The sequence below is a fragment of the Staphylococcus sp. aM genome (assembly GCF_052975125.1).
In genome coordinates, this window is record NZ_CP121447.1 from 1270418 (window position 1) to 1295072 (window position 24655).

Sequence of the window (24655 nt, forward strand, 5' to 3'; positions counted from 1 at the left end):
ACCTCCTACGTAAATATAAGTAGGAGGTGTTTCTTTGAAGATATTATTTCAAGAAATAATTAATAAAGCTATAGTTTATAAAGCAAGTGATGTACATTTTATTCCAATGGAACATTATGTTCATATAAAATTCAGAGTGAATGATACTTTAACATCATATGAAACTCTTGATATCGGAATTTATCGTAAATTACTTGTTTTTATGAAATTTCAAGCAGGATTGGATGTGTCGACGCAGCAAATCGCTCAAAGTGGTCGTTACACATATAAATTAAGATCAGTTTATTACTTACGTATTTCAACTCTCCCTTTATCAATCGGTAGTGAAAGTTGTGTAATTAGAATAGTGCCTCAATATTTTCAAAATAAAAAGGAAACTTATGAATTTAACGATTTTAAACATTTAATGAATAAGAAACAAGGATTATTGCTTTTTACAGGACCAACTGGTTCAGGTAAAAGCACACTCATGTATCAAATGGTTATGTACGCGCAAAAAGAATTGAATCTCAATGTCATATCTATCGAAGACCCCGTAGAACAAATTTTAAAAGGTATTACTCAAATCTCAGTGAATACTAAAGCCGGTATTACTTATGCAAGTTCATTTAAAGCCATACTTCGGTGCGATCCAGATGTTATTTTGATTGGAGAAATCAGAGACGCTGAAATAGCAAAATATGTGTTTCAAGCAAGCTTGAGTGGCCATTTAGTATTAAGTACATTACATGCTAATGATTGCAAAGGGGCATTGTTAAGATTATTAGAGATGGGTATTACGATTCAAGAACTATCACAAGCTATCAATTTAATATCTAACCAACGTTTAATAACCACTTCAAGCCAACGACGCCAATTAGTTTGTGAACTTATGTTCAAAAATCAAATCAATTACTTTTTTGAACATAATCAAACAATGCCTAGATCTTTTAAGCGACTATCTTCAAAACTAGATGATATGACTAAAGAGGGAATTATATGTGAAACAATTGCTGATAAATATATTTAATCAATCTAAGCGAAAATGTTTAACCAAAGTCGAACAGTTAGATTTGATGCAACGATTACATCAATTACTAACAAATGGATTCACATTATACGAATCCTTTAAATTTTTGAACTTGCATTTTAAATATAAAGGCGACAAAACTCAAATGGAACTTATGGCGAAGATAGAAAATGGTGCACATTGCTATGAAGTCTTTCAATATTTAGACTTTTCCAATGATATCATTACTCAAATATACCTAGCTGAAAGATTTGGAAATCTGGAGGCTACTTTACATGAATCAATACTTTTTTTAAAAAAGCAAATTCAAGTTAAACAAAGTGTTATTAAAACGATTCAATACCCTGTTGTATTAATGATTATATTTTTCCTTATCTTAATGCTTTTAAATTTCACTGTAATACCTCAATTCAAAGAACTATATCAATCAATGAATATTGCATTATCACCACTCCAATTAGTACTTTCCTCATTTATATCTGGACTTCCATTTTTCATTTTATTTCTCACTTGTATTATTTTAGTTATTGTTATCCTCATTCATACTAGTTATAGAAATATGCCTACAATCAAACAAATTCATTTAATGAGCAATCTACCTATTATAAAAAGCTACTATAAAATTTTTAAAACATATCAATTATCTAATGAACTTGCTCATTTTTATAGAAATGGAATTAATCTTCAACTTATCGTAGAAATCTTTCAGCAATCAAATAGTAATCAATTCCACCAATATTTAGGCGATATAATTTTAAAACAGTCCAATCAAGGTGAAAAACTTCCTAATATTTTAAAGCAATTTAAGTGCTACGAAAGTGATTTGATCAAATTCATAGAACAAGGTGAAAAGAGCGGAAAGCTTGATATTGAATTAACACTATATAGTCAAATACTTGTACATCAATTTGAAATATTAGCGAAACGACATATCAAATTCATCCAACCAATAATATTTCTAATGCTAGGTATATTTATTGTTACTTTATATTTATCTATCATGCTACCAATGTTCGATATGTTGCAATCAATTAATTAGAGGTGTCATATAATGAGAAAACATAAATACTCACTTAAAACTAAAGCTTTCACCTTAATAGAAATGCTTTTAGTATTATTAATCATAAGTTTATTACTTATTTTAATTATACCTAATGTCGCCAAACAGACGGCACATATTCAATCAACTGGCTGCGATGCACAAGTTAAAATGATAAATAGCCAAATTGAAGCGTATACTTTAAAACATAATAGAAATCCAAATACTATTCAGGATTTAATTACAGAAGGATATATTAAAGAGAATCAAAAAAGTTGTAAAACAGGTGAAACAATTTCAATAAGTAATGGCGAAGCGATTGCAAATTAAAGCGTATAATTACATAGAAATATTAATGGTATTATTCATTTTGTCTATACTATTGTTGTGTACTTTAAGCAGTAAAAATCTTTTAACATTATCAATGTCTAATGATGAAATGAATATTAATCTACTAATAACTCAATTGAATTATATAAAATCAAAAGCAATTAGCGAAAAACAATCAATCACTTTAATGTTTAATCATCAATCTTCTCATATAAATGTTAAAGAAGAACATGGTAAAAAGTATCAAATAAAAATAAAAGATGGGAAGATCATAAAGATAACGAAAATAAATCTAATTACCTTTGATAAAAATGGCAATGTTAATCATTTTGGTTCGTTAAATATAAAAATGAAACATTCAATATACAAAGTCATATTTCATATTGAGAAAGGACGAATAAGGTATACCAAACTATAAAATAAAGGGCAGTTTCATGCTGGATAGCTTATTTGCATTTTTTATTATGAGCATAATCACCTTAACATTTATTGAAATGATCAATCATTTAATGATTAATTATCAAAATCAATTAGATAATATCGAGATGCAAAAAATAACCATTGTAAGCTTAAATAAATTTGATTTAGATCATTTGAAGCAAGGAGTTAAAATAGATGATTTTACAATTAAATTGTCTAATAAGGAAATTTGTACCACAAATAACCAAAATCAAAAGCGCTATTGTATTAAAAAATAAACTACCTAGTTTTACATTTATTGAAATGATTTTTTCATTATTGATAACTATAGTCCTACTAAGTACAGTACCATTGACTATCAAAATTATTAGTCAATATAAACAAATTGCTTTAGAAAATAGTTCAATAGAATTTGAATTATTTCATAGCGATTTGTTAAAAGAACAAAAAAAGGATGCACTTAAACCAATTATTAAAGATAAACATACTTTACACTTAATCAATAAAGAAAAGAATGCAGAATATATTTTCAAAAACAATAAAATATATAAACAAATAAATGGTAAAGGCAATATTACATTGCTGAATCAAGTCAGTATGGTAAAAATGATAAAGTCGAACGATAATATCATCAAAATAATTTTGAAAGTAGGAAATCCGAATTATAATCAATACAAAACATTATTTTTATAAACAAAAAGCCTTTATTAGTCCATTCTTGATGATTATTTTTTCTTTATATTTAACAGTTATATCTTTTTATATTACTCAATATAGTTTAAAATTAAAGACAACACATAACTTAGAAAAAATATATAAAGAAGTTATCGTTAATAAGCTTATAGAGGTTGATGTTGTTGAAAAATCTAGAAATACCAATCATTCTAATAGGATTCATGGGAACCGGTAAAACAACAGTAGGTCAATATTTGATGAATCAATTACATCTAAGTTATGTAGATCTAGATGAGTATATCGAGCAAAGAGAAAGCATAACTATTCCTGAAATATTTGATGAAAAGGGAGAATCTTACTTTAGAAAATTAGAATTTAAATATTTGAATGAATGTATCAACCAATTTGATATCATTTCTACTGGTGGTGGAATAATAGAAAATGATGCTTCATTAGATCTTTTAAAAAAACAGAAGCAAGTCATATGGTTAGATTGTGATATTAAGATTGTCTTTAATAGAATAGTGAATGATCCCCATCGTCCTAATGCGAATAATAAGTCCCTAGAACAACTAAAAAACTTGTATTTATCAAGGATTTCAAGATATAATGAAATCGCATTCATGAAAGTGAATAGTAATCAAAATGTATCTGAAATTTATCAAGAAATAACAACTTTATTAAGTAGCGATTGATCAGTATTAGAGAGCATAAAAAGATAACTTTTTATCGCCGAAGGTGCAAGTAATTTTATTACGAAACTCTCAGGCAAAAGGATAATACTGTAACGCGTTCCTGGAAAAAATATTTAAACAGGGTAGCAAGTTTTGCTATCCTGTTTTTAAATAAATATAGGGGGTTTTCAAATGACAAGTGAGTTAAAAAAGACGCCATTATATCAAAATTACGTAGACAGTGGTGCTAAAATAGTAGAATTTGGTGGATGGGCAATGCCTGTTCAATTCTCAAGTATTAAGGAAGAACACAACGCTGTTAGATATGAAATCGGACTTTTCGATGTAAGTCATATGGGAGAAATTGAAATTCAAGGTAATGATGCGAAATCTTTTGTACAATATATTTTATCCAATGACACTAATAATCTAACAGATTCTAAAGCACTATATACTGCATTATGTAATGAAGAAGGTGGCATTATTGACGACTTGGTTACATATAAACTAGCAGATGATGACTATTTATTAGTGGTTAATGCTGCCAATACTGATAAAGACTTTAAATGGATTGAAAAACATGTTAAATCTTTTGAAGTTGAAGTTAAAAATGTATCTGAACAATATGGCCAATTAGCACTTCAAGGTCCTAAAGCTAGAGACTTAATGCAAAAATTAGTAGATATAGATATTTCTGAAATGGGAATGTTTGAATTTAAAAAAGATGTTCAATTATTCAATAAAAATGTAATTCTTTCACAATCTGGCTATACTGGTGAAGATGGCTTCGAGATATATTGTGATGCCAATGATACAGTAGCAATCTGGGAAGGTTTACTTGAATATGATGTAACACCATGTGGTCTAGGAGCCAGAGATACTCTTAGATTAGAAGCAGGACTTCCATTACATGGTCAAGATTTAACAGAATCTATAACACCATATGAAGGTGGTATCGCATTTGCTGCTAAACCATTAATTGATGATGACTTTATTGGTAAATCTGTTTTAAAAGATCAAAAAGAAAATGGATCATCTAGAAGAACAGTTGGTTTAGAACTTTTAGATAAAGGTATCGCTAGAACTGGCTATGAAGTATTAGACATAGATGGTAATCAAATTGGAGAAGTCACTTCAGGAACAAAATCTCCTTCGTCTGATAAATCAATTGCATTAGCTATTATTAATAGAGATGCATTTGAAATGGGTCGAGAGTTATTAGTACAAGTAAGAAAAAGACAGGTAAAAGCTAAAATCGTTAAGAAAAATCAAATCGAAAAATAGAACAAAGGGGTGGACAAGTTGAGTCATCGTTATATTCCATTAACTGATCAAGATAAGCAAGACATGTTAGACACTATTGGTGCGAAATCTATTAATGAATTATTTGGAGATGTGCCTTCTGACATTTTATTAAATAGAGATTTAGGTATCGCCAGTGGAGAAGCAGAAACTACTTTACTTAAACGACTAAACAAAGTTGCAAGTAAAAATATTACTAAAGAAACACATACTTCTTTCCTTGGCGCAGGTGTTTATGATCATTATGCACCATCAGTTGTAGATGCAATGATTTCTAGATCTGAATTCTATACTGCTTATACACCATATCAACCTGAGATTTCTCAAGGAGAATTGCAAGCAATTTTTGAATTCCAAACATTAATTTGTGAATTAACTAATATGGATGTAGCAAATTCATCAATGTATGATGGTATGACTAGTTTTGCAGAAGCATGTATTTTAGCATACAGCCATACTAAGAAAAATAAAATTGTCGTTTCAAAAGGACTACATTACCAAGCTTTACAAGTTTTAAACACATACGCTAAAACTCGTGAAGAATTCGAAGTTGTAGAAATTGATTTAGATGGTACGATTACTGATTTAGAAAAATTAGAACAAGCTGTAGATGATAATACTGCAGCAGTTGCCGTTCAATATCCTAACTTCTTTGGTTCAATAGAAGATCTTGAAAAAATTCAAAGCTTTATTGAAGGTAAAAAAGCATTATTTATCGTGTATGCAAATCCATTAGCATTAGGTTTATTAACACCACCAGGTTCATTCGGTGCTGATATTGTTGTTGGTGACACACAACCATTTGGTATCCCTGCACAATTTGGTGGACCACATTGTGGTTATTTTGCAACTACAAAAAAATTAATGCGTAAAGTACCAGGTAGACTCGTGGGTCAAACACAAGATGACGAAGGAAATAGAGGTTTCGTTCTCACTTTACAAGCTCGTGAACAACATATCCGTCGTGATAAAGCGACATCAAATATTTGTTCTAACCAAGCATTAAATGCATTAGCTTCGTCAATCGCAATGTCTGCATTAGGTAAACAAGGTGTTTATGATATTGCTGTGCAGAACTTTGAACATGCAAATTATGCTAAGCAAGCATTTAAAGAAGCTGGGTTCAATGTATTAGAAGGTACTTCATTTAATGAATTCGTTGTTGAATTTAATAAATCAATCACTGAAGTTAATAAGGCATTAGCAGAAGAAGAGATTATTGGAGGCTTCGACCTAAGTGTTGTTTCTAATGAGTTTGAAAATCATATGTTAATAGCTGTTACTGAGTTAAGAACAAAAGATGAGATTGATACATTTGTTAAGAAAGCTGGTGAAATTAATGGTAAGTAAATCAAGCCCACTTATTTTTGAAAGATCTAAAGAAGGAAGATATGCCTATTCTTTACCGCAAAGCGATATTAACAATAAATCATTTGAATCTATTTTAGATGATAAATTTATTAGAAAAGAAAAAGCAGAATTTCCTGAAGTAGCAGAATTAGATTTAGTACGTCACTATACAGAATTATCTAATAAAAACTTTGGTGTAGACTCAGGATTCTATCCTTTAGGATCTTGTACTATGAAATACAATCCTAAAGTAAATGAAAAAGTAGCTAGAATTCCTGGATTTAGTGAAGCACATCCATTACAAGATGAAAATCAAATTCAAGGTTCTCTTGAAATTATTTATAATTTACAAGAAGAACTTAAAGAAATAACAGGTATGGATGAAGTGACGCTTCAACCAGCTGCTGGTGCACATGGTGAATGGACTGCACTAATGATTTTTAAAGCGTATCATCAAAATAATGGAGAAGGACATCGTGATGAAGTTATTGTACCTGACTCAGCTCACGGAACAAACCCTGCTTCAGCATCATTTGCAGGTTTTAAATCAGTAACGGTTAAATCAAATGAACGCGGCGAAGTAGATATTGATGACCTAAAACGTGTTGTTAATGAAAACACTGCAGCTATTATGTTAACAAATCCAAATACTTTAGGTATTTTTGAAAAGAATATTATGGAAATCAGAGAAATTGTCCATGAAGCAGGAGGATTATTATACTATGATGGTGCTAACCTAAATGCCATCATGGATAAAGTACGTCCTGGTGATATGGGATTCGATGCTGTACATTTAAATCTCCATAAAACATTTACAGGCCCTCATGGAGGTGGCGGCCCTGGTTCAGGACCAGTCGGTGTCGTGAAGGAATTAGCTAGTTACTTACCTAAGCCAATGGTTATAAAAGAAAATGACTATTTCAAATATGATAATGATATTAAAAACTCAATTGGACGAGTAAAACCATTTTACGGTAACTTTGGAATCTATTTAAGAGCCTATACTTATATTAGAACAATGGGTGCTCAAGGATTAAAAGAAGTTTCTGAAGCGGCAGTATTAAATGCTAATTATCTTAAAGCAAGATTAACTGATCATTTTGAAATTCCATATAAACAATACTGTAAACATGAATTTGTATTAAGTGGAATTAAACAAAAACAATATGGTGTTAGAACTTTAGATATGGCCAAACGATTATTGGACTTTGGTGTACATCCACCTACAATTTACTTCCCATTAAATGTTGAGGAAGGAATGATGATTGAACCTACTGAAACAGAATCTAAAGAAACGTTAGATCATTTTGCTGATACGTTAATTCAAATTGCTAATGAGGCGAAAGAAGACCCAGATAAAGTACTTGAAGCACCTCATACTACAATTATCGATAGATTAGATGAAACGACTGCAGCAAGAAAACCTATTCTTAAATTTGAAAACTTGCACGCTGAAAAATAATATATTACTTCAAAAACCATTCCTTTACCTAGTTAATTGTAGAGGGATGGTTTTTTGAATAAAAAAATGAGTGAAAAGTATAAGGCATTAATTTGCCTCAAACGTTTCACTCATAATTCATAAATATTATTCTAGGCCGAGCCTAACTATTTTTTGGACTTGATTTTGCCAGTCCATTTTTTATAGCCGCCTTTAAGCATATAAAGATCTGTATAGCCGTTTTTTCTTAACATACGAGCAGCACGATAACTAGCAATACCATTTGCATCACAAAGATAAATAGGTTGGTCTTTTCTTAGACCTTGAAATCTTTGTTTAAACATAGTAATGGGAATATTTCGAGCGCCATTGATGTGACCATAATCATAGTCAACTTTTTCTCTCACATCAACCACTTGTGCTTTACGTAAGCCTTTATGAAAATCATTTTGGTCTAATTCTTTAACAGCTCGCTTATTAAGAATTTGTTGAACGACCATATAACCAATTATTATAACTAATATAATAATTGCAATATACAAAGAGATACTCATGTTGCATCCTCCCTAATTTACCGATATTATAATTATAAGACTGTTAGAACAAATTATCAAAATATTTTTATGATATCACAGATGTTTTAATAATTTATTCAAAATTAATAAGCAAAATAGCAAATTTTGTTACTAAGCATTCATTTAATGGGGGATTTTAATCATGACAGAAAGATGGAACTTTATTAATACTGGTAGTCACGATCCATATTATAATATGGCAATGGATGAAGCATTACTTAATTTCGTATCTAGAGGTGAAATTGATCCTGTCATTCGTTTCTATACTTGGGACCCAGCCACATTATCAATCGGCTATTTCCAACGATTAACTAAAGAAATTGATATCGAAAAAGTGAAAGAAAAGGGCTATGGACTTGTAAGACGCCAAACTGGTGGTAGAGGCGTATTGCATGACAAAGAGTTAACTTATAGTGTTATAGTACCTGAATCACATCCTAAAATGCCATCAACGATAACAGAAGCTTATAGAGTAATTTCACAAGGATTATTAGAAGGATTCAAAAACCTAGGCTTCGATACTTATTTTGCTGTTCCTCGTTCTAAAGAAGAAAGAGAGAAATTAAAGCAACCTCGTAGCTCTGTATGCTTTGATGCACCAAGTTGGTATGAGCTTGTAGTAGAAGGCCGCAAAATAGCTGGTAGTGCTCAGACACGTCAAAAAGGTGTCATTCTACAACATGGATCTATATTACAAGATATAGATATCGATGAACTATTTGATTTGTTCATTTTCAAACATGATCGTTTAAAAGCAAAAATGAAAGAAGCTTTTGTAGACAAAGCAGTGGCCATCAACGACATATCAGAACAACATATTACTTTAAATGAAATGGAAAAAGCATTTGAAGATGGCTTCAAAAAGGGATTACAGATTACGTTTAAACCACTAACATTAACTGATGCACAATTAGAAGAAGTAAGAGCATTGGAAGAAAAATTCCGTTCAGACGATTGGACCTATAGAAAATAAAAAATGAATCAATACAAAAAGCAGTAGTCAATCAAATCTATTTGATAATGATGACTACTGCTTTATTATAATTTGTTTATTATTTACGTTTACGATACTTACGTTGCGCTCTTTTATACTTACGCTGTTCTTCTGTTAAGAAGAAGAAATAATATATAAGATATATCACTAAAACTAAAATTGCAAAGCTAATTAACATTCTAACGATTGAAAATAGAAACACATCTAAATTCATAATTAAACCAAATGCTGCAATAGCTAGTACAATATAAAACCAAATATTTTTCATTGAAATTCACCTAATTCTAATTTGCATCTGTTTGTATAGTCGATAATTTTTGTTGACCTTTTTCTATTTTCTTTTTATCTTTTTCTTGATATCCTGTTTCAATTTTATCAAAGGCAGAAGTAATATCTTTATTTAAACTGCTAATATTTTTTTTAGTTTGTTTATCTTCACTAGTCATAGAATCTTCATCGATATCAGAATTATACGTATTATACGCATCTTCTAAATCCGAAGATATCGTCGATAATTTCTTTCGGATTGATTGACTACCTTTATTTTTAGTTACATCAGGTTTAATGTTATTATACTTATCAACCGCACTTGCTACATTGTCATAATACGTAGAACTCGCCTTTAAATTTTTCTCTTTTTTCTTATTATCTGCTGTTTGTTTGCCATTCTCTTTATCTTTTTGTAATCCTGCAATCGTCGACTTTTGATTACTAATGTCTTGATTTAATTGTTGAATATCTAATTTTAATTGATGATTGTCATCTCTTAATTTTGTAGTTTTATCTTCGAGTGGTGCAAGATTTTGACTACCACAACCAGCTAATAAACAAGATGCGCCAATCACGATTATATATCTCTTCATGATTATCTCCCTAAACTAAAAACTATTATATTATTTATTGATTATGCTATCATTTTAATGTATTCATATAAAATGTACAAACGTTATACAAGATTTGGAGGGGATTCTATGAACAAATTAGGACAAGTACATGAACTTTTAGAACAAAAAAAGCTAGATGCAGTTGTGATTCTTTCAGATTTTAACAGAAGATATTTATCTGAGTTCACAGGCACAAGTGGTGCATTAATTATTTCACCAAACCATCAATATTTGGTTACAGACTTTAGATATATTGAACAAGCAAAAAATCAAGCTTCAGAATTTGAAATCATAAATAGAAAATCTGATTTAATTTCTGAAATAAAAGCAATATTAAAAAAAGAGAACTTAAGTAACGTAGGATTTGAAGGTCATGAAGTTAGTTATGATACTTATATAGAATTAAATAAAGGTATGATAACTTTAATCAGCATTTCTGATGCTATTGAAAAAATCAGAGAGGTAAAATCACAATCAGAAATCGAAATAATCAAAAAAGCTGCTCAAATTGTTGATGAAACATACGATTATATTTTAACAATTGCTAAAGCAGGTATGACAGAACGTGAAGTAAAAGCTGAACTTGAAAGTAAAATGTTACATTTAGGTGCGGATGGTCCATCTTTTGATACAATTGTAGCATCTGGCCATCGAGGCGCTTTACCACACGGTGTTGCAAGTGATAAAATTATTGAGCAAGGTGATATGGTTACATTAGATTTTGGTGCATACTATAAAGGTTATTGTTCAGATATCACAAGAACTTTTGCGATAGGTGAACCAGATCCTAAAATGAAAGAGATTTATGATATAGTATTAAAAGCACAACAAAAAGCGCTCGATGAAATTAAACCGGGTATGACTGTAAAAGAAGCTGATGCTTTATCCCGAGATTTCATTGAAGCACATGGATATGGTGAGGAATTTGGCCATTCATTAGGTCATGGTATTGGTTTAGACATACACGAAGGACCATTACTATCTAAAAATGCATCCGGTCAACTTCAAGTTAATAACTGCGTCACTATCGAACCAGGTATATATGTTGATGGTTTAGGTGGCGTTCGAATTGAAGATGATATATTGATGACAGAAAATGGTTGTGAAGTCTTTACTAAATGCACAAAAGACCTTATTATTTTAAAATAAGCGTGTATATTGAGGAGGAAACTGAATGATTTCAGTAAATGATTTTAAAACAGGTTTAACAATTTCTGTAGATAATGGCATTTGGAAAGTAATTGATTTCCAACATGTAAAACCAGGTAAAGGATCTGCTTTCGTACGTTCAAAATTACGTAATCTAAGAACAGGTGCTATACAAGAAAAAACATTTAGAGCTGGTGAAAAAGTAGAACAAGCTATGATTGAAAATCGTCGTATGCAATACTTATATGCTGATGGAGATAATCATGTTTTCATGGATAATGAAACATTTGACCAAACAGAATTACCAGGTGACTACTTAAAAGACGAATTAAATTACTTAAAAGCCAATATGGAAGTTCAAATTCAATCATATGATGGTGAAGTAATTGGATTAGAATTACCGAAAACAGTAGAATTACAAGTAACTGAAACTGAACCAGGTATTAAAGGTGATACTGCCACAGGTGCTACTAAATCAGCTACTGTTGAGACAGGATATACATTAAATGTACCTTTATTTGTTAACGAAGGTGACATTCTTGTTATCAACACTGGTGACGGAAGCTACATTTCTAGAGGTTAATCTAGAAAGGCAGTTTTAACATTAAGCACATAACTTACAATGTTGTAGGTTATGTGTTTTTTTATGCGAACAATTGGGCGTGCATCTTGCCAATTATTAAATTGTGCACTTGCTTTTTTATATTTTATACTATAAAATTGTATAAAAATACGAAAAGAGGTTTAAGTATGCGTATAAGTATTGTAGGAATCACTGGATATTCAGGGCTAGAACTATTGCGTCTTATACATCATCATCCTCATATTGAGGTATCATCAATACATGCTACTCAATCAATTGGTAATCCTATTTCAGATCTATATCCACATTTAAAGGGGATATGCGATTTAACTGTACAACCATTTGATGCAAATGAAATTATGAAACATAGCGATCTAGTTGTATTCGCAACTCCTAGTGGTATTGCTAGTCAATTATCTCCAGAATTTGTCATTTCAGATTTTCCAGTAGTTGATATTTCAGGCGATCATAGATTACCACCAGATGAATATAAATTATGGTATAAAAAAGAACCAGTTGATTATCATATTCAAAAGCAATTCACATATTGTTTGCCAGAGTTTAATACATCTAAGAACCATCGCTTTATATCAAATCCTGGGTGTTATGCAACTGCAGTTGAACTGGCACTCATTCCTTTGTTACAAAACAAATTGATACAGTTAGACTCAATTATCATTGATGCTAAAAGTGGTTTGTCAGGTGCTGGTAAAAATCCTACAACAGCTAGTCACTTTGTTAATATAAATAACAATTATTTAACTTATAAATTAAACGAACATCAGCATATACCTGAAATAATACAGATGTTAAAACATTACGATCATAATTTACAGAATATTCAGTTTTCCACTTCTTTAATACCTGTTAATAGAGGTATCGTTGCAACCATTTACTGTAAATTAAACAATCCGACATTCACTAATCAGATTACAGCAACATATGAATCAATTTATAAAGATAAGCCATTTATACGCATTCTAAGAACCATGCCACAATTAAATGAAGTTGTCGGAACTAATTATGTAAATTTAGGATTTAGATACAATGATAAAACAAATGTTTTAACAGTTATGGTAGTACTAGATAATTTAATCAAGGGCGCTTCTGGACAAGCACTACAAAACATCAACCTTATGTATGGTTTTGATGAAACTGAAGGACTATGCAGTGTACCTCCATTAGTGTAGTAAGGAGTTTAAAAAATGAAAGAAATTTTAGGGAATATTGCGAGTCCAAAAGGTTTTTCTGCAGATGGAATTCATACTGGTATCAAAAAAAGAAAATTGGATTTAGGTTGGATTGTGTCCGAATGTCCATCAAGTGTCGCTTATGTTCAAACAACAAACAAAGTCAAAGCAGCACCTTTAATTTTAAATAAAAGAACAATACAAACTAAAGGAAAAATTCAAGCTATCATTGCCAACTCAGGGATAGCCAATGCATGTACAGGAGAAAAGGGTATGGAAGATGCCATTTCAATGCAACAGCAAACATCAGAATCATTAAGTATCAATCAGGATTTAATTTGTGTTGCTTCTACCGGAATTATTGGTCAACGTTTACCAATGGTTAAAGTTAAAAAAGGTATACAACAACTTAACATAGATGGTAATGCTAATCATTTTGCAAAAGCAATTTTAACTACTGATTTAACAACTAAAACATGTGTCGTAAATGAAACATTTGACCAAACGACTGTGACCATGGCAGGTGTTGCTAAAGGTTCTGGCATGATTCACCCAAATATGGCTACAATGCTAGCTTTTATAACATGTGATGCTAATATTTCTACTGAAACATTGCAAGTTGCATTAAAAACAAATATAGATAAAACGTTTAATCAAATTACTATCGATGGCGATACATCTACTAATGATTTAGTGTTAGTTTTATCAAATGGCTTAGCTAAAAATAAAGAAATTTTACCGAACACTGAAGAATTCACAACATTTTGCAATATGTTAGAACATGTCATGCGTTCACTTGCGATACAAATTGCCAAAGACGGTGAAGGCGCTACAAAATTAATTGAAGTGACTGTAGACGAAATGCCAGATGAAATAACCGCAAGAATGATAGCCAAGACAGTTGTGGGTTCCAATTTAGTAAAGACTGCTATTTATGGAGAAGATCCTAATTGGGGACGCATATTCGCAGCAATAGGTTATACACAATCCAACTTTGACATCAATAACGTTGATATTTTAATAGAAGGTATCCCTGTTATGAAAGGTTCAACACCTATCACTTATAACATTGATACGATGCAAAATAAATTAAAAAATAAAGATATTCATATCAACATTAATATGCATCAAGGTAATACCTCAGGTACTGCATGGGGTTGTGATTTAACTTATGATTACGTAAAAATTAATGCATTATATACAACATAGAGGTAACAAAATGAAACAAATTATAGTAATTAAAATGGGTGGCATAGCTATAAAACATTTAACCGAAGATACTCTTATACAAATAAAGCATTGGATTCAACAAAACTATCAAATAATCATCGTCCACGGTGGAGGTAATGTTATAGAATCATTATTGATAAAAGCTAAACACCCCACAATCAAAAAAGATGGATTAAGAGTAACTGCTAAGGAAGATTTACCAATTATTAAGGATGCCCTGTTTAATTATATTGGTAAAGGGTTAGCTAGTAATTTAAAAGCTGTAAACTTAAATGTTAAGCAGTTAAGAGAAGAACAATTTTTAATCATTCAAGCTGATTATTTGGATTATCATCAATACGGTTCAGTAGGTAAAAATATACAAGTAAATGTAAGTGCAATTCAGAAATATTTAAATCAAAATATGATTCCTGTTATAAGTTCTATCGGTTCACATCAAGATGATGATTTAATTAATATCAATGCCGATCATTTAGCAACAGCAATTGCCATCGCAATGAAAGCACAAAAATTAATATTAATGACTGACGTTCAAGGTGTGATAGAACATGGAACTTTGATAAAAAGGTTAAATATTAGCGATGTGCAATCTAAAATAGACAACCGTATCATTACTGGTGGCATGATACCTAAAGTTGAAAGTGCAGTAGCAACAATTAAGGCAGGAGTTAATGAAGTCATAATTGGAAATAATTTATTAACAGGAACCATCATAGAAGGGAACAACAAATGAGTTATTTATTTCAAAATTACAAAAGAACAAATGTCGAATTCGTAAGAGCAGAAGGAAATGAGTTAATTGATACAAACGGTAATAAATATCTCGATTTTTCTTCAGGTATAGGTGTAACAAATTTAGGATTTCACCCATACGTTAAAGAGCAATTACAGATACAAGTTGCCAGTATTTGGCATACACCTAATTTATATTTAAATACGCTACAAGAAGATGTGGCTCAATTATTAGTACGTCAATATGACTATTGTGTATTTTTCTGTAATAGCGGTGCTGAAGCAAATGAGGCTGCTATTAAATTAGCACGTAGATATACGGGCAAACAATCTATTATATGTTTTGACCAATCATTTCATGGCAGAACATATGGTGCAATGTCTGCTACAGGACAAGGAAAAATAAAAGCAGGCTTTGGAGATGTAGTTCCTCACTTTAGTTATGCAAAATTTAATGACATCAATAGTGTGAAATCACTAATCACTAAAGATACAGCAGCTATCATGTTAGAACTTATTCAAGGTGAATCTGGTATACACGTTGCTAAATCAACCTTTATTAAACAATTAAGTCAACTATGTAATGAACATGATATCTTATTAATCGTAGATGAGGTACAAACTGGTATTGGACGAACGGGTAAATGTTTTGCTTTTGAACATTACGATATAGAACCTGATATTATTACTTCTGCTAAAGGACTTGCTAATGGCGTACCCGTAGGCGCTATGTTAGGAAAGCGAAGTTTATCATATGTTTTTGATTATGGTAGTCATGGGTCTACATTTGGTGGGAATAAACTTGCAATGACAGCTGCCAAAGCCACCTTAGAAACCATTAATGATGCACAATTTTTAAATGACGTTTCAAAAAAATCAGAAGAATTATTTACTAAATTAAACAAAGCTTTATTTGACAACCCTCGTATCATTGACATACGTGGCAAAGGATTAATGATAGGTATTGAAACAGATTTAGACTTGTCTCAACTTGTAAACAAAGCACGTCAGCATGGTTTAATCATTTTAACTGCAGGTCAAAACGTTATACGATTATTGCCACCACTAACCATTAGTTCTCAAGAAATTAATCAAGCAGTATGTGTGTTAAAAGACATCTTTAATGAATCATAAATAAAGTTTAATGTGAGGATATGATTAGCTATTATATCCTCACATTTTTATACTTTTAATGAGTTATCTTAACTATCGTCCTTTGATTTGGATTATCTCTCGATACTGTGATTTTAAGCTAACCATTTTATTTCATAATATAGGATATCTTATCATGCTTGAATTGAAAGGTTGTCTCAAGTAAAATAGACGGGTAGATGAAAACAAACTGAAGGAGTCAGTAATAATTATGAACTTTAAAGAAATAAAAGAATTAATAGAGATTCTTGATCAATCAAACTTAACAGAAATTAACATTGAAGATAATAAAGGTAGCGTAGTTAACTTAAAAAAAGAAAAAGAAACTGAAATTATCACACCTCAAGTAGCACAACAACCAGCACCCTCTGTAGCTCAACCTCAAGTTGCTCAATCTGCACCACAAGTGAGTGAAGATACACAATCACAAGAAGTTGTGGCAGATAATTACGAAACTATTAATGCACCAATGGTTGGTACATTTTATAAATCACCATCACCAGAAGAAGGTGCTTACGTACAAGTTGGAGATAAAGTCTCTAATGACACAACTGTTTGTATTTTAGAAGCAATGAAACTATTTAATGAAATTCAAGCAGAAATCTCAGGTGAAATTGTTGAAATATTAGTAGAAGACGGACAAATGGTAGAGTATGGCCAACCGTTATTTAAGGTGAAATAATGAAAAAAGTACTTATTGCAAATCGTGGCGAAATCGCAGTTAGAATCATCAGAGCTTGCCACGAGCTAGGTATTCAAACAGTTGCTATTTATTCAGAAGGAGACAAAGACGCTTTACATACTCAAATTGCTGATGAAGCATATTGCGTTGGTCCAACTCTGTCTAAGGATTCATATTTAAATATTCCTAATATCTTATCAATTGCTACATCAACAGGATGTGATGGTGTTCATCCAGGTTACGGTTTCTTAGCTGAAAATGGTGATTTTGCTGAATTATGTGAAGCTTGTCAATTAAAGTTTATCGGGCCAAGCCATGAATCTATTCAAAAAATGGGTATAAAAGATGTCGCTAAAGCTGAAATGATCAAAGCCAATGTTCCTGTTGTTCCAGGTAGTGAAGGTTTAGTTCATAATATTGACGATGCGAAAAAAGTTGCAAAGAAAATTGGTTATCCTGTCATAATTAAAGCCACAGCTGGTGGTGGTGGAAAAGGTATACGTGTAGCTCGTGATGAGAAAGAACTAGAAACAGGCTATCGAATGACACAACAAGAAGCGGAAACTGCATTTGGTAATGGCGGGTTATATTTAGAAAAATTCATTGAAAATTTCCGTCATATTGAAATTCAAATCATAGGTGACAGTTATGGTAATGTAATTCATTTAGGTGAACGTGACTGTACAATTCAAAGACGTATGCAAAAATTAGTAGAAGAAGCACCTTCACCAATCTTGTCAGAAGAAACACGTCAAGAAATGGGTAACGCTGCTATAAGAGCTGCTAAAGCCGTTAACTATGAAAATGCTGGAACGATAGAATTTATATATGATTTAAATGATGATAAATTCTACTTCATGGAAATGAATACCCGTATTCAAGTTGAACACCCAGTTACTGAAATGGTTACAGGTGTGGACTTAGTTAAACTGCAATTAAAAGTGGCGATGGGTGAAGCATTACCATTTAAACAAAAAGATATCAAAATTAATGGTCATGCGATTGAATTTAGAATTAACGCCGAAAATCCTTACAAAGATTTCATGCCATCTCCTGGTAAAATCACACAATATTTAGCACCAGGTGGATTCGGAGTCAGAATTGAATCTGCATGTTATACTAATTATACAATTCCGCCATATTATGATTCTATGGTTGCTAAACTTATCGTACATGAGTCAACAAGAGATGAAGCAATCATGACAGGTATCAGAGCGTTAAGTGAATATTTAGTTTTAGGAATTGATACTACGATTCCATTCCATTTAAAATTATTAACAAATGATATCTTTAGAAGTGGTGAATTTAATACAAAATTCCTAGAAAAATATAATATTATGGCTGATGACAACCAATAGGAGGTTAAAACAATGGTCAATGTTGCGGATTATTCTCATACAAATTTAGGCAAAATCGAAATTGCTCCAGAAGTTTTATCTGTTATTGCTAGTATTGCTACATCAGAAGTAGATGGCATTACAGGACATTTTGCAGAATTAAAAAATACTAACTTAGAAAAAATTAGTCGTAAAAATTTAAATAGAGATTTAAAAATAGAAGCTCGAGAAGATGGTATTTATATCGATGTTTATTGCGCTTTTAAACACGGTATCAATATCTCTAAAACAGCTAATCAAATTCAGTCTGCTATTTTCAATCAAATTTCTACAATGGCAGCAATTGAACCAAAACAAATTAACGTTCATATTACACAAATTGTAGTAGAAAAATAAATATTAAATTAAGTTAGGTACTAGTATAGAGATGTCATCAATTTAAAATACATCTCAATAGTACCTAATCTTTTATAAATACGTTTGAAGGAGTTATTTATGAGTCGTAAAGAATCAAGAGTTCAAGCTTTTCAAACTTTATTTCAATTAGAAATTAAAGACACTGATTTAACTATCAAAGAAGCAATTAACTTTATTAAAGATGACTACCCAGATTTAGACTTTGATTTTATTAATTGGTTAGTGACTGGTGTTAAAGATCATGAACCCGTATTAGATGAAAAAATCAAACCATATCTTAAAGATTGGTCACTCGAAAGATTACTAAAAACAGATCGTATTATCTTACGCATGGCAACTTTTGAAATATTACACAGTGATACACCAGCTAAAGTAGTCATCAACGAAGCCGTTGAATTAGCAAAACAATTTAGTGATGATGATCATTATAAATTTATCAATGGCGTACTGAGTAACATAAACTAATAAAATTGAGTGATATATATGACTGATTACTTAACAGTTTCGACATTAACAAAATATATTAAGTATAAATTTGATCAAGACCCACATTTACAGTCTGTTCTTATAAAAGGAGAACTTTCAAATTTTAAAAAACATTCAAGTGGGCATTTATATTTCAATGTAAAAGATAAAGAAAGCGTTATTAGTGCAATGATGTTTAAAGGTAGTGCTTCTAAACTCAATTTCGAACCTAAAGAGGGCGATGAAGTACTATTAGAGGCACGTGTATCTGTCTATGAACGTAGAGGCAACTATCAAATATATGTAAATAAGATGCAGCTTGATGGTATTGGTAATCTATATCAAAAATTGGAAGAACTAAAGAAAAAACTTTCAAAAGAAGGTTATTTTGATAATAGTAATAAAAAACCTATACCGCGTTTTCCCAAAAGAATTGCTGTCCTTACTGCAAGTACAGGTGCCGCTATCAGGGATATACATTCAACAATCAATAGTCGCTATCCACTTGTGGAACAAGTACAAATTAGTACATTAGTACAAGGGAAACAAGCCAAAGACGACATTATAGAAAAGATTAAGTATGCAGATCAATTAGATGTAGATACCATTATTGTTGGACGTGGTGGAGGATCAATTGAAGATTTATGGAACTTTAATGAAGAAGAAGTTGTTAAAGCTATATTTGAATGTCAAACGCCAATTATCTCAGCAGTTGGACATGAAACCGATTTTACATTAAGTGATTTTGTGGCTGATGTAAGAGCGGCTACACCAACACAAGCTGCAGTTATGGCAACGCCAGATCAGTACGAATTATTGCAACAAATCAAGCAATATCAATTCACTCTAACTAGACATATTAAACAATATGTGGAACAACATAAAAAGCATCTTGAACATCTAGCCTCGTACTACAAATTTAAACAGCCATCTCTCTTATATGATCAACAAATTCAAAGAAGAGATGATCTTGAGAAGCAATTAAATCAAAAGTTGGCTAGTAAGTTAGAGCAACAACAACATCAATTAAATATTTTGAAACAAAGATTTAATCCAAAACATCTCGAAACGTCTATTGTTAGAAATCAACAACAAAATGGTCAACTTAAATCACGACTAACTCAAAAGATAAATAACGATTTATCACAATATAAAAATGCACTTAAATCAAAAATTGAACAACTGAATCAATTAAGCCCAACAAATACTATGTTACGTGGATACGCAATTGTAAACAAAGATGATGACGTAGTTACAAGTACCAAAGATATGTCGGAAAATGATGAAATTGTTTTAACTATGAAAGATGGACAAATTGATGCTATTGTTAAGAAAGTAAGGTGTAATGATGAGTAAAGAAAAACAAAGCTTTGAAGAAATGATGCAAGAACTTGAGAGCATTGTACAAAAATTAGATAATGAAACTGTATCATTAGAAGAATCTCTAGATTTATATCAACGAGGAATGAAATTATCTACAGCATGCGATTCAACATTAAAAGATGCCGAGAAAAAGGTAAATAAATTAATGCAAGAAGAAGCAGAGGAACAAGATAATGAAGAAACTACAAATGAATGATTTAATTAATGAAATAAATGACGCTCTTAAGAAGTCAATACCAGAGTCTACTCTAAATACGAATTTAGAAGAAAGTATGCTTTATTCTCTTAATGCAGGTGGAAAAAGAATTAGACCTGTATTATTGTTACTTACTTTAGATATGTTAAATGAAGATTATCGTCAAGGTATGCAAAGCGCTTTAGCCTTAGAAATGATTCATACATATTCACTTATTCATGATGATCTTCCAGCAATGGATAATGATGATTATCGTAGAGGCAAGCTTACTAACCACAAAGTATATGGTGAATGGAAAGCCATTTTAGCCGGCGATGCACTTTTAACTAAAGCTTTTGAACTCGTATCTTACGATTCAGCTTTAAGTGACACCAAAAAAGTTAAAGTCATACAAAGACTAGCTTTTGCTAGTGGACATCTTGGTATGGTTGGTGGACAGACACTAGACATGCAAAGTGAAGATAAAGCTATAGATATTTCAACATTAGAATCTATTCATAGAACAAAAACAGGTGCACTACTTACTTTTGCAATTATGAGTGCAGTAGACATTGCCGACACTGATGAACATACATCTGCAATGTTAAATGAATTTAGTGACCATCTTGGATTAATGTTTCAAATCAAAGACGATTTATTAGATATATATGGCGACGAACAAAAGCTAGGTAAAAAAGTGGGTAGTGATTTAGAAAATGATAAAAGTACTTATGTCTCATTATTGAATAAAGGCGGCGCAGAGGATAAATTAAATTATCATCGTAATGAAGCACTCAAATGTTTAGATAAAATAAGTGATCAATATGAAACTACAAATTTAAGAGACATAGTAGATTTATTCTACCATCGTGATCATTAATTTTATTTATTTTTCCATTTTAATCACATAATAGAGGTTAACAGAAATTATTTTCAATTTTTGTTAACCTCGTTTTATGTTCAAAATTAAATTCAAAATTGTTATACAATAATTATTCATCAATATCATCAAAATGCATATAAAGTACGATTAATTTATTTGTATAATAATATTCTTAAAAAACTATATTAACAGTTTTTTAACGTGCTTTATTACCTTGTTTAAAAGGGTGATGAGTAGTAGTTAATAAATGCATATGTTAAAATAACTGTATAAATATTCGTAACTAGAGGTGTTAATTTTGCCAAAAAAATCGGTAAGACATATAAAAATCAGAGAAATAATATCGAATGAACAAATTGAAACACAAGATGAATTAGTTAAACGATTGAATGAATATGAATTAAATGTGACACAGGCGACAGTCTCTCGTGATATTAAAGAATTACAACTAATAAAAGTACCAGCTGCATCAGGCCAATATGTTTATAGTTTACCTAATGACCGTAAATATCATCCTCTTGAAAAACTCGGAAGATATTTAATGGACTCATTTGTAAATATAGAAGGTACCGGTAATCTACTAGTATTAAAAACATTACCAGGTAATGCACAATCTATAGGCGCAATATTAGACCAAATCGATTGGGAAGAAGTGTTAGGTACAATTTGTGGTGATGATACTTGCCTTATTATTTGTCGTAATGATGAAGCGAGTGAAGAAATCAAAACTAGAATTTTCAATTTATTATAAGGATGCGATGAATTTATGTTACAAACCTTATCAATAAAACAATTTGCAATCATCGATGAATTAGAAATTCAATTTTCAGATGGTTTAACTGTTTTAAGTGGTGAAACAGGTTCAGGTAAATCAATTATTATAGATGCTATTGGACAACTTATTGGTATGCGCGCGTCATCAGATTATGTTAGACATGGTGAGAAAAAAGCAATCATTGAAGGGATATTCGATATCGATAATAGCAAAGATGCGATACATGTGTTACAAGATTTAAATATAGATATCGACGAAGACTTTTTATTAGTTAAAAGAGAAATTTTTAGTTCTGGCAAAAGTATCTGCCGAATTAATAATCAAACAATTACGTTACAAGATTTAAGAAAAGTGATGCAGGAACTTTTAGATATTCATGGTCAACATGAGACGCAATCATTGCTTAAACAAAAATATCATTTACAATTACTCGATGATTACGCTGGCGATCAATATAGTGATCTTTTATCACAATATCATGATGTCTTTAATCGATATAAATCTAAGCGCAAAGAACTCGAAGAACTAGAATCTGCTGACCAAGCATTACTACAAAGATTAGACTTGATGAAATTTCAATTAGAAGAATTGACTGAAGCATCTTTAAAAGAGGGAGAAGTCGATCAGCTAGAAACAGATATTAAAAGAATTCAAAATTCAGAAAAACTAAGTTTAGCATTAAATAATGCACATATGACTTTAACAGATGAAAATGCAATTACTGATCGACTCTATGAGCTAAGCAATTTCTTAAATGAAATTAATGACATCGTTCCAGATAAATATGTGAAATTAAAAGAAGAAGTCGATCAGTTTTACTATACGTTAGAAGATGCCAAGCATGAACTTTATGATGAAATGACTAACACTGAATTTGATGAACAAGTCCTTAATGAACTTGAATCACGTATGAACTTGCTTAATAACTTAAAGCGCAAATATGGTAAGGATGTTTCTGAGTTGATTGCATATCAAGGCAAACTTGAAAATGAAATCAATAAAATTGAAAACTATGAACAAAGCACATCTCAATTACGTGAAGAGATTAACGATTTATACAAACAAGTGATTAAAGTAGGTAAATCGTTATCTGCTAAAAGAAGGAAAGTTGCAAGAGAATTAAGAGACCACATTGTATCAGAAATACAAAATTTACAAATGAAAGATGCCAATTTAGAAATTTCATTTAAACCACTCGATGAACCAAATATTGAAGGTATTGAATTTGTGGAATTTTTAATTAGTCCAAATAAAGGTGAACCTTTAAAAAGCTTAAATAAAATAGCTTCAGGCGGAGAACTATCTAGAATTATGCTTGCATTAAAAAGTATATTTGTTAAATCAAGAGGACAAACAGCTATTTTATTCGATGAAGTTGATTCTGGTGTTTCAGGTCAAGCAGCTCAAAAAATGGCTGAGAAAATGCGTGATATCGCTGAATATATTCAAGTTATATGTATTTCACACTTACCTCAAGTAGCTACAATGAGTGATCATCATTTACTTATTTCGAAACATACTACAGAAGATCGAACAACCACTCAAGTTAAAGAACTTGAAAATGATGATCGGATTGATGAAGTAGCTCGTATGATTTCTGGCGCAAGTGTTACAGATTTAACGAGAGAAAACGCAAAAGAAATGATTGCTCAAAATCAAAGAAAATAATGTCTTAGATTTAAGTAAGTAAAACTTCTATTTAAAAAGTAACCTTAATCTTTGATGAATTGTTAGTCTGTATATTTTCCGGTAGTATTGATTAGTCACTTTTTATACAAAAAAATGAAGTTTTTAGAATTTCGAAAATGT

Annotated in this window: 28 protein-coding genes and 1 riboswitch; of the genes, 25 read left to right on the plus strand and 3 right to left on the minus strand. The window is 31.0% G+C overall.

The window, feature by feature from the left end:
- Positions 1–34 precede the first annotated feature (34 nt).
- The 9 genes from comGA (at position 35) to gcvPB (ending at position 8261) form a co-directional block, all read left to right on the plus strand.
- Positions 35–1009, plus strand: a complete 975-nt coding sequence (gene comGA, locus P7F85_RS06315; RefSeq protein WP_002465784.1) for a competence type IV pilus ATPase ComGA — start codon at positions 35–37, stop codon at positions 1007–1009.
- On the plus strand, positions 981–2048 hold the full coding sequence (gene comGB, locus P7F85_RS06320; RefSeq protein ID WP_002465743.1) for a competence type IV pilus assembly protein ComGB: 1068 nt from the start codon (positions 981–983) through the stop codon (positions 2046–2048). Before comGA ends, comGB begins: the two co-directional genes overlap by 29 nt.
- 12 nt (positions 2049–2060) lie before the next feature.
- A complete protein-coding gene (gene comGC, locus P7F85_RS06325; protein WP_002465742.1) occupies positions 2061–2378 on the plus strand; it encodes a competence type IV pilus major pilin ComGC in 318 nt (105 codons plus the stop codon).
- Positions 2356–2796 carry a competence type IV pilus minor pilin ComGD gene (comGD, locus tag P7F85_RS06330; protein ID WP_015364970.1) on the plus strand — a complete coding sequence of 147 codons (441 nt, stop codon included), beginning with the start codon at positions 2356–2358 and terminating at the stop codon, positions 2794–2796. The genes comGC and comGD overlap by 23 nt, the downstream gene beginning before the upstream one ends.
- 197 nt (positions 2797–2993) lie before the next feature.
- Entirely contained in the window at positions 2994–3491 is a 498-nt protein-coding gene (locus P7F85_RS06335) for a competence type IV pilus minor pilin ComGF (RefSeq protein ID WP_002465737.1), read from the plus strand.
- 158 nt (positions 3492–3649) lie between these two features.
- Entirely contained in the window at positions 3650–4168 is a 519-nt protein-coding gene (locus tag P7F85_RS06340; RefSeq protein ID WP_037539765.1) for a shikimate kinase, read from the plus strand.
- Positions 4165–4263: riboswitch (glycine riboswitch) on the plus strand. Its footprint overlaps the gene before it by 4 nt.
- A gap of 76 nt (positions 4264–4339) precedes the next feature.
- Entirely contained in the window at positions 4340–5431 is a 1092-nt protein-coding gene (gene gcvT, locus P7F85_RS06345; RefSeq protein WP_002465750.1) for a glycine cleavage system aminomethyltransferase GcvT, read from the plus strand.
- 18 nt (positions 5432–5449) lie between these two features.
- Positions 5450–6799, plus strand: coding sequence for an aminomethyl-transferring glycine dehydrogenase subunit GcvPA (gene gcvPA, locus P7F85_RS06350; RefSeq protein WP_015364973.1), 1350 nt, complete (start codon positions 5450–5452; stop codon positions 6797–6799).
- Positions 6789–8261 carry an aminomethyl-transferring glycine dehydrogenase subunit GcvPB gene (gcvPB, locus tag P7F85_RS06355; protein WP_002465783.1) on the plus strand — a complete coding sequence of 491 codons (1473 nt, stop codon included), beginning with the start codon at positions 6789–6791 and terminating at the stop codon, positions 8259–8261. The genes gcvPA and gcvPB overlap by 11 nt, the downstream gene beginning before the upstream one ends.
- Before the next feature lie 146 nt (positions 8262–8407).
- Here gcvPB and P7F85_RS06360 read toward each other — a convergent pair whose 3' ends face one another.
- Positions 8408–8794 carry a rhodanese-like domain-containing protein gene (locus P7F85_RS06360; protein WP_002465797.1) on the minus strand — a complete coding sequence of 129 codons (387 nt, stop codon included), beginning with the start codon at positions 8792–8794 and terminating at the stop codon, positions 8408–8410.
- 163 nt (positions 8795–8957) lie between these two features.
- On the opposite strand from P7F85_RS06360, the gene P7F85_RS06365 reads away from it, so the two are divergent.
- On the plus strand, positions 8958–9788 hold the full coding sequence (locus P7F85_RS06365; RefSeq protein ID WP_046464392.1) for a lipoate--protein ligase family protein: 831 nt from the start codon (positions 8958–8960) through the stop codon (positions 9786–9788).
- Between the two features lie 79 nt (positions 9789–9867).
- Here the strand turns inward: P7F85_RS06365 and P7F85_RS06370 are convergent, their stop codons facing one another.
- The gene (locus P7F85_RS06370; RefSeq protein ID WP_002465740.1) at positions 9868–10077 is read right to left on the minus strand and encodes an SA1362 family protein; all 210 of its coding nucleotides are present in this window, start codon (positions 10075–10077) and stop codon (positions 9868–9870) included.
- Positions 10078–10093: 16 nt separating this feature from the next.
- Positions 10094–10672 carry a hypothetical protein gene (locus P7F85_RS06375; RefSeq protein WP_046464391.1) on the minus strand — a complete coding sequence of 193 codons (579 nt, stop codon included), beginning with the start codon at positions 10670–10672 and terminating at the stop codon, positions 10094–10096.
- A gap of 108 nt (positions 10673–10780) precedes the next feature.
- On the opposite strand from P7F85_RS06375, the gene P7F85_RS06380 reads away from it, so the two are divergent.
- The 15 genes from P7F85_RS06380 to recN all read left to right on the plus strand — a co-directional run bounded on the left by P7F85_RS06380 (position 10781) and on the right by recN (position 24514).
- On the plus strand, positions 10781–11842 hold the full coding sequence (locus P7F85_RS06380) for a M24 family metallopeptidase (protein WP_015364974.1): 1062 nt from the start codon (positions 10781–10783) through the stop codon (positions 11840–11842).
- Between the two features lie 25 nt (positions 11843–11867).
- Positions 11868–12425 (plus strand): elongation factor P, encoded by a 558-nt coding sequence (gene efp / locus P7F85_RS06385; protein ID WP_002465773.1) that lies wholly within the window; start codon positions 11868–11870, stop codon positions 12423–12425.
- Positions 12426–12592: 167 nt separating this feature from the next.
- On the plus strand, positions 12593–13615 hold the full coding sequence (gene argC, locus P7F85_RS06390) for an N-acetyl-gamma-glutamyl-phosphate reductase (protein ID WP_002465791.1): 1023 nt from the start codon (positions 12593–12595) through the stop codon (positions 13613–13615).
- A gap of 15 nt (positions 13616–13630) precedes the next feature.
- Positions 13631–14824, plus strand: a complete 1194-nt coding sequence (gene argJ / locus P7F85_RS06395) for a bifunctional glutamate N-acetyltransferase/amino-acid acetyltransferase ArgJ (RefSeq protein ID WP_002465757.1) — start codon at positions 13631–13633, stop codon at positions 14822–14824.
- 10 nt (positions 14825–14834) lie between these two features.
- Positions 14835–15578: an acetylglutamate kinase gene (gene argB, locus P7F85_RS06400; protein WP_046464416.1), complete on the plus strand. Its 744-nt coding sequence runs from the start codon at positions 14835–14837 to the stop codon at positions 15576–15578.
- Entirely contained in the window at positions 15575–16711 is a 1137-nt protein-coding gene (locus tag P7F85_RS06405) for an acetylornithine transaminase (protein ID WP_002465803.1), read from the plus strand. The genes argB and P7F85_RS06405 overlap by 4 nt, the downstream gene beginning before the upstream one ends.
- A 229-nt stretch (positions 16712–16940) precedes the next feature.
- Entirely contained in the window at positions 16941–17411 is a 471-nt protein-coding gene (accB, locus tag P7F85_RS06410; RefSeq protein WP_002465760.1) for an acetyl-CoA carboxylase biotin carboxyl carrier protein, read from the plus strand.
- Positions 17411–18769 carry an acetyl-CoA carboxylase biotin carboxylase subunit gene (accC, locus tag P7F85_RS06415; protein ID WP_002465754.1) on the plus strand — a complete coding sequence of 453 codons (1359 nt, stop codon included), beginning with the start codon at positions 17411–17413 and terminating at the stop codon, positions 18767–18769. Before accB ends, accC begins: the two co-directional genes overlap by 1 nt.
- Before the next feature lie 12 nt (positions 18770–18781).
- Positions 18782–19144 (plus strand): Asp23/Gls24 family envelope stress response protein, encoded by a 363-nt coding sequence (locus P7F85_RS06420; RefSeq protein ID WP_002465721.1) that lies wholly within the window; start codon positions 18782–18784, stop codon positions 19142–19144.
- A 99-nt stretch (positions 19145–19243) separates the two neighbouring features.
- The gene (gene nusB, locus P7F85_RS06425; RefSeq protein ID WP_002465725.1) at positions 19244–19630 is read left to right on the plus strand and encodes a transcription antitermination factor NusB; all 387 of its coding nucleotides are present in this window, start codon (positions 19244–19246) and stop codon (positions 19628–19630) included.
- Between the two features lie 18 nt (positions 19631–19648).
- Positions 19649–20986, plus strand: coding sequence for an exodeoxyribonuclease VII large subunit (xseA, locus tag P7F85_RS06430; RefSeq protein ID WP_002465766.1), 1338 nt, complete (start codon positions 19649–19651; stop codon positions 20984–20986).
- Positions 20979–21209, plus strand: coding sequence for an exodeoxyribonuclease VII small subunit (locus P7F85_RS06435; RefSeq protein WP_002465761.1), 231 nt, complete (start codon positions 20979–20981; stop codon positions 21207–21209). The genes xseA and P7F85_RS06435 overlap by 8 nt, the downstream gene beginning before the upstream one ends.
- On the plus strand, positions 21187–22068 hold the full coding sequence (locus P7F85_RS06440; RefSeq protein ID WP_015364978.1) for a polyprenyl synthetase family protein: 882 nt from the start codon (positions 21187–21189) through the stop codon (positions 22066–22068). Before P7F85_RS06435 ends, P7F85_RS06440 begins: the two co-directional genes overlap by 23 nt.
- A gap of 301 nt (positions 22069–22369) precedes the next feature.
- The gene (gene ahrC, locus P7F85_RS06445) at positions 22370–22822 is read left to right on the plus strand and encodes a transcriptional regulator AhrC/ArgR (RefSeq protein ID WP_002451915.1); all 453 of its coding nucleotides are present in this window, start codon (positions 22370–22372) and stop codon (positions 22820–22822) included.
- A 15-nt stretch (positions 22823–22837) separates the two neighbouring features.
- Positions 22838–24514 (plus strand): DNA repair protein RecN, encoded by a 1677-nt coding sequence (gene recN, locus P7F85_RS06450; protein ID WP_002465762.1) that lies wholly within the window; start codon positions 22838–22840, stop codon positions 24512–24514.
- The last annotated feature ends 141 nt before the right edge of the window (positions 24515–24655 follow it).

Coding starts and splice junctions, on each gene's coding strand:
- P7F85_RS06405 (WP_002465803.1), top strand. CDS start 15,575: ATGAGTTATTTATTTCAAAATTACAAAAGAACAAATGTCGAATTCGTA.
- P7F85_RS06435 (WP_002465761.1), top strand. CDS start 20,979: ATGAGTAAAGAAAAACAAAGCTTTGAAGAAATGATGCAAGAACTTGAG.
- P7F85_RS06340 (WP_037539765.1), top strand. CDS start 3,650: ATGTTGTTGAAAAATCTAGAAATACCAATCATTCTAATAGGATTCATG.
- accB (WP_002465760.1), top strand. CDS start 16,941: ATGAACTTTAAAGAAATAAAAGAATTAATAGAGATTCTTGATCAATCA.
- argC (WP_002465791.1), top strand. CDS start 12,593: ATGCGTATAAGTATTGTAGGAATCACTGGATATTCAGGGCTAGAACTA.
- gcvPB (WP_002465783.1), top strand. CDS start 6,789: ATGGTAAGTAAATCAAGCCCACTTATTTTTGAAAGATCTAAAGAAGGA.
- P7F85_RS06420 (WP_002465721.1), top strand. CDS start 18,782: ATGGTCAATGTTGCGGATTATTCTCATACAAATTTAGGCAAAATCGAA.
- P7F85_RS06360 (WP_002465797.1), bottom strand. CDS start 8,794: ATGAGTATCTCTTTGTATATTGCAATTATTATATTAGTTATAATAATT.
- comGC (WP_002465742.1), top strand. CDS start 2,061: ATGAGAAAACATAAATACTCACTTAAAACTAAAGCTTTCACCTTAATA.
- P7F85_RS06365 (WP_046464392.1), top strand. CDS start 8,958: ATGACAGAAAGATGGAACTTTATTAATACTGGTAGTCACGATCCATAT.
- P7F85_RS06380 (WP_015364974.1), top strand. CDS start 10,781: ATGAACAAATTAGGACAAGTACATGAACTTTTAGAACAAAAAAAGCTA.
- recN (WP_002465762.1), top strand. CDS start 22,838: ATGTTACAAACCTTATCAATAAAACAATTTGCAATCATCGATGAATTA.
- efp (WP_002465773.1), top strand. CDS start 11,868: ATGATTTCAGTAAATGATTTTAAAACAGGTTTAACAATTTCTGTAGAT.
- nusB (WP_002465725.1), top strand. CDS start 19,244: ATGAGTCGTAAAGAATCAAGAGTTCAAGCTTTTCAAACTTTATTTCAA.
- P7F85_RS06370 (WP_002465740.1), bottom strand. CDS start 10,077: ATGAAAAATATTTGGTTTTATATTGTACTAGCTATTGCAGCATTTGGT.
- comGD (WP_015364970.1), top strand. CDS start 2,356: ATGGCGAAGCGATTGCAAATTAAAGCGTATAATTACATAGAAATATTA.
- argJ (WP_002465757.1), top strand. CDS start 13,631: ATGAAAGAAATTTTAGGGAATATTGCGAGTCCAAAAGGTTTTTCTGCA.
- P7F85_RS06440 (WP_015364978.1), top strand. CDS start 21,187: ATGAAGAAACTACAAATGAATGATTTAATTAATGAAATAAATGACGCT.
- P7F85_RS06375 (WP_046464391.1), bottom strand. CDS start 10,672: ATGAAGAGATATATAATCGTGATTGGCGCATCTTGTTTATTAGCTGGT.
- argB (WP_046464416.1), top strand. CDS start 14,835: ATGAAACAAATTATAGTAATTAAAATGGGTGGCATAGCTATAAAACAT.
- P7F85_RS06335 (WP_002465737.1), top strand. CDS start 2,994: ATGATTTTACAATTAAATTGTCTAATAAGGAAATTTGTACCACAAATA.
- gcvT (WP_002465750.1), top strand. CDS start 4,340: ATGACAAGTGAGTTAAAAAAGACGCCATTATATCAAAATTACGTAGAC.
- accC (WP_002465754.1), top strand. CDS start 17,411: ATGAAAAAAGTACTTATTGCAAATCGTGGCGAAATCGCAGTTAGAATC.
- xseA (WP_002465766.1), top strand. CDS start 19,649: ATGACTGATTACTTAACAGTTTCGACATTAACAAAATATATTAAGTAT.